Here is a 4916-nt window from a genome sequence, read left to right as displayed (position 1 = left end):
CCGCCGATAAGACCAGCAACAAGAATGTAGAACTCGCCAGAAGAGTCGGTGCCGACGGTGTTTTTAACGGTATCTTTACCACTAGCAAACAAGTCCGTCGCCCAAGCAGGGCAAGCGCTAGCGAGCCATGCTGCGATAAAGACGTAGGCGCGAAGCATGAAAGAGTGTTGAAAGGTTTTTGTGTTCATTTTTTGATTTCCTTGGTAAGCATCTGAAAGAGAGACGCATGACAAAAAGCGCCGTTCACCGAAAAGGCTAAGCGCGATAAAGGTTCAGAAAGAAGGACTTTCTAAAAGGCTCCGAGCACTTGCGAAAGGCAAATATTCGAGAGTAAGGAGCACCGAATGAAAGGTGCGAAGGAGGTGTGGAAAAGCGAAAGCATGGACTGACGCCGCTTCGCTCTGTCTGATTTGCACTGTCTCTACATGCGAGCATATAGCAGCCAGCACAAACCTTGATTAAATGAAATCACCAATGAAAGTGATGAGCAGAACTGCAATGATATTAAGTCCAAACAAGATTGGACTATCGACGGTTACAACGCCAAAAAGTAAAGGCATTCCCGTTAGAATGCCAATTCCATAACAAACTAAACGGCCAGGCATACGATCTCCTATTTTTATGAATGGCATTAAGAACGTTCATTACTTAAATGGTGAATGAATCAAAGTGCTATCTGTACAACCTGCAAACCAAAGCACTAACAAAAACGCCAATAGAGACAATATGGATAAACAGAGAGTCTTTTGCATCGTTTTCCCCTCTAATCAATGCGACGACATCGAAGCGTCACGTTTTGGACTTAAGCCAAGTTCACGTAGTTCGTTGATGATTTCGATTTGGCGACGAGCGTCGGCGCGTTTTTTGTTACGTGGAGGAACAAAGTCTTTACGTGAGCGATAGAGTTCTTTGAATTCGGTGCGAGACATTTGAGTCATGATGATACTCCTGCTTGAAAGAGTTTGATTGTTATTTAACCGTACAGAATTGAGTTAATGGACTGCTTGGATAAATGACGTACGTCCCCACAAATCGGACGCTGTTGATCTGCCGCATTTTGAGTGATGAATGATGCCGTCGTAACTCCCTTTTCGAAAAGTGACAGTAAAGACGTTATTACGTATGTCGGAGCGTAATAGGAATCGGTTTAGTTCAGATGTTGTGTGAATATATGTGTTAACCATGGTTGACACCATAAATCTCAACAGCTTGAAGGAGATGTTTAGGTTTGAAGAAACGTGTCCAGGTTTTTTCTGATAAGATGCACTTCCTTTCATTTTGCTTATATCGCCGGAGGCTTCGACTGTATTTTTTACCCCGAAATGTTGATGTCATTTCGGGTGGCGTTGTGCTTTTTCGTAGTTGAGCTTCGTGGAGTTTGATGATGTCAAAGTCTTCGTATTCGCCGTTTGTCCAAGAGATCTTACCGTTTTCTGATTCGATAAGTGCAGCAAATAAAGTTTTAGAGTTAACGGTTTGACCGAAAGTTTTGATGCGTTTAATTGTAAAGCTAGAATTGGACAACCCAACTAGTTCCGAGGGGTCATTCAATACTGTTTTTGCGAAAATGATTTTCAACACGAAGGCCTCCTTGGTTCATGTTGGTTATTTGGTTTCCTTTGTGTTTTGGTTTTGATGCAAAACACAAAGGAAAGAGCACGAACTTACGTGCCCGTTCCTTGCTATACGGGCTTATGAGTACCTAGCAATGAATACTCGTGGCGTCCACTTAACTTGCCAGTTAAGCTTCCTTGACATACTCCCGACCCTGACGGTATCGGCCAGCGCCTGCCCATATTGCTTCTCAAATTGGCGCCCACATGCTCGTTTTTAAGTTGGGTTAGATTAAGGTCTATCCCTGCCCGCGAAGCCACGTCCATTGACCATGTTTGTTTTTTGATATGCCCTTCATACAGCCCAAAAAGTGACATGCCAAAAGAAAATTGCGTTATAACGTCCAGTTAGGGAAGCGACGTAGGTGATCTTCTAATCGAAGTTTCGCCTCGCGCTTCTTTGCTCTTTCTGAACGCCTTGCCGACATGGTTAAGATGTCATCCGTGTCGGTTGAAAGTTTAAAAGAGATACCAACCCCTTTTTCGTCACTTTCTGGTTTTGGTTTCCAACTCATACATAACCCATTGAAGTTGAGGGTAAGTTCTATTTTTATTGGTATGGTTTATAAGGCTTTTAGCACTCGTCTTTCGACCAGCCTTTAAGGCACCAACAAAATTAATACATATAAAACATAGTGATGTTAACTGCGTTTAACTGTCTGTGATTGTATATAAAATCACAGTCATTTCTTTGTTGTTGTTCATTATTGAGCGTGACGTTTGCGTTTTGTATGCCTGCTGATACAGATAAACTTGAGTTAGACATCTATTATTTACTCTTTTTTAGGAACCCAGTTAAGTGTACTTAACAGGATCTTTCGTTGGATGTTTTCTATTCCGGTTAAATCAAGTAGATAGAGGGAAATTTTCAACTCCCCTACCCTCTAATGAACTTATACGAAGAGCAAATGCGAGCCCTTGGTGAACGCATAAAATTCATCCGTCTTTCGAGAAACATCACTCAAGCTGAAGCTGCCTCTGCTGCGCAAATTAGTCGAACGCGGATGTCGCAATTAGAAAGTGGTACAGCTAACCCCAAGTTTGATACGTTGTGTGCTGTAGCCTTTGCACTTGATTGTGATATTGCCACGCTGACTAGCATTGTCTCTCATCGTCATCAATCTAAGAAAACACGTAGTGAACCAACTGAAATCATCTCCATCGAATGAACCGTCACCACCTGCCATTGCTTACAACGCCCAACCTGTTCCGTCAGCTCTAAGCTTGAAGAAACAGAATTACTTGAATCAGATTAAAAATCGCCCAATGAAGGGTAAACAATAAAATCGACAAAGTAAACAATATAACCATTTAGTTATATCTATTCTTATCGTTATATGAGGACTAGATCAAAAAATAACGATTGAATCGTTAAAGATAACTATAGGTAATATGAAGTTTTCAAATCGCCTTCGACAACAGCGAAAAATAAAAGGATTGACCCAAAAAGCTGTTTCAGAATTTGTAGGGGTCTCTAAAGTTGCAGTTTCACGGTGGGAACTAGGTCATAGTACTCCAGTTGGTGAATCTTTGAATAAACTGGCAGAACTCTTGGAGTGTAGTGCTGCATGGTTGCTCAATGGAGATGGGGCACACTGTGAAGTTGTTATGGTTAGTTATTATTCTGAAGTTCAAGCATCTGCGGGGAATGGGAGTATGACGGATGATGAAGGGGCAGAGAAAACTCCAATTCCAAAGAAGATTATTGCTCGGCAAACGTGTAAAGATAATCTATGTTGTATTAAAGTGACAGGTAGGTCTATGGAGCCTGTATTGACAAATGGATCAGTTATTGCGTTGAACCCCTGCGTTAAAAATATCAAAGACGGTCTAATGTATGTAATACGACAAGGAGATTTACTAAGAGTTAAGATTTTGATTGAAACTCCAGACTCTATAATTGTTCGTAGTTACAACGAGCAGTTTGACGATGAAGTTTATTCAAAAAAAGATTTAGCAAATGAACTAGAAGTTATTGGACAGGTATTTTGGTATTCATCTACTATTGAGGCTTAAAAGAGGTTGCATCTTAAAGTAACTTTACCTATAATCGTTACAGATTCTTGATGCACAAAGTGCATTACACAACGCACTGTTGCTACACAGTTTCCTGTGTAGTGTATTTTTCAAGAGTTTAGAGTGTGTTGGACCGCTAATCCAACTATATAGCATTCGCAAACAAAAGCGCCCTTCCAAGTGTGGCGCTTTTTTTGTGCCTGTAAAACAATGACTTGATCTTTTTGATCGTTTCAATTAGATTGAGATCAACGTGTTTTGGATTAGCACCTGAAACACATTTAAATCACTTGGAACCTAATATGAATCTATTCAAATTTTTACGCCTGTGGCGCCGCATATCACCGCATACTCTCAGTCCAAGCTATTTCGTTAATGAGCACGCCTCTCTAATGCGAATGCACTTGTGTTCTGCGGGGGTATGTTTTGATGCACTCATCTAGGTATTGCCTTTCACAAGACCCTCAAAAAGTCCAGAAAGCGGCAACAGAAGCCGCGTATCGTGCTCGTCGTAAGGCGCGTAAACATGAACTAATTGAGCTACACAAGGCCGTTGTTGCGGCAGAAAATGCCAAAAAGCCTAAAACCACCTTTCTGATCGCATTTAGATCTCGTCGTTTGCGCCGTGATGGTATCGTCGAAACCTTACCGCAAGAATTTGCGCGCATCTTAAAAGCGTGTGAAGAGTTGATCACGAACAAAAAACGCTTTCCTGCTCTTTATGCTTGGGGAGGTGATGGTGTGAATAACATCCAGTGTCGCACGAACATCGCTCGGGTTCTGGCGTGTATCTTGGTCAACACGGATTTGATTGGTGGCCGCATTGGTGAGCCGACAGAAGCGGGTATTAAAACCATCAGTTGGGATCAAGTTCAGGAAGATTATGCTTTACGTTTTGGTGAGTACATTGCACCAAAGTCGTTTGCGAAGGCGTTAAAGTATTTACGCCGAGCTGGCTATTTGCATTGCGAACGTATTAACGTGAACGTCGATGAAGAAGAAGGCGCGGTTCGTAGCGCTCCTGCTTACAAGCAGCTAACAGAGCGTTTTTTCTCTGATCTTAAAGTTGTGCGTTACCCAAACATTGTAGAGCTTATCTTGGCAACTCGTAAGCGTCATGAGAGTAAAGGACTTTGTTTCAAGTGGTTGTCATTCCGAGACATCGCTAAGAAAGTCCAAGAGATCTACAACGGTAAAAAACTTGATGGTTATGCTGATGCTACAGCGTCCATCTTTCAAGCATTCTGCCCTACCCCTGCCTTTTCACCCCACTAAATGTTGAACGTA

General features: G+C 41.9%; 8 protein-coding genes. 3 read left to right on the top strand and 5 right to left on the bottom strand.

Features of this window, described 5'->3' with window-relative positions:
- The 5 genes from OU793_RS23580 to OU793_RS23560 form a co-directional block, all read right to left on the bottom strand.
- Positions 1-188 (bottom strand): type IV conjugative transfer system pilin TraA (locus OU793_RS23580; RefSeq protein ID WP_274647866.1); only part of this gene is annotated, 188 nt, incomplete at its 3' end.
- Between the two features lie 270 nt (positions 189-458).
- A complete protein-coding gene (locus tag OU793_RS23575) occupies positions 459-605 on the bottom strand; it encodes a hypothetical protein (protein ID WP_159408246.1) in 147 nt (48 codons plus the stop codon).
- A gap of 162 nt (positions 606-767) precedes the next feature.
- Complete coding sequence (locus OU793_RS23570; RefSeq protein ID WP_159408247.1) at positions 768-938, bottom strand: hypothetical protein; 171 nt, start codon at positions 936-938, stop codon at positions 768-770.
- 238 nt (positions 939-1176) lie between these two features.
- Complete coding sequence (locus OU793_RS23565) at positions 1177-1581, bottom strand: hypothetical protein (protein ID WP_159408248.1); 405 nt, start codon at positions 1579-1581, stop codon at positions 1177-1179.
- A gap of 367 nt (positions 1582-1948) precedes the next feature.
- Positions 1949-2128, bottom strand: coding sequence for a TraY domain-containing protein (locus OU793_RS23560; protein ID WP_045422855.1), 180 nt, complete (start codon positions 2126-2128; stop codon positions 1949-1951).
- A 393-nt stretch (positions 2129-2521) separates the two neighbouring features.
- Between OU793_RS23560 and OU793_RS23555 the strand changes: the two genes are divergently transcribed.
- The 3 genes from OU793_RS23555 to OU793_RS23545 all read left to right on the top strand — a co-directional run bounded on the left by OU793_RS23555 (position 2522) and on the right by OU793_RS23545 (position 4904).
- Positions 2522-2782 carry a helix-turn-helix domain-containing protein gene (locus tag OU793_RS23555; protein ID WP_159408249.1) on the top strand — a complete coding sequence of 87 codons (261 nt, stop codon included), beginning with the start codon at positions 2522-2524 and terminating at the stop codon, positions 2780-2782.
- Positions 2783-3005: 223 nt separating this feature from the next.
- Positions 3006-3629, top strand: a complete 624-nt coding sequence (locus OU793_RS23550) for a S24 family peptidase (protein ID WP_159408250.1) — start codon at positions 3006-3008, stop codon at positions 3627-3629.
- A gap of 429 nt (positions 3630-4058) precedes the next feature.
- Positions 4059-4904 (top strand): hypothetical protein, encoded by an 846-nt coding sequence (locus OU793_RS23545; RefSeq protein WP_159408251.1) that lies wholly within the window; start codon positions 4059-4061, stop codon positions 4902-4904.
- The last annotated feature ends 12 nt before the right edge of the window (positions 4905-4916 follow it).

The sequence above is a fragment of the Vibrio sp. VP6 genome (assembly GCF_028823755.1).
GTDB lineage: Bacteria > Pseudomonadota > Gammaproteobacteria > Enterobacterales > Vibrionaceae > Vibrio > Vibrio parahaemolyticus.
The sequence above is the reverse complement of the archived record's forward strand: the minus strand, read 5'-3'. Positions and strand labels throughout refer to the sequence as shown.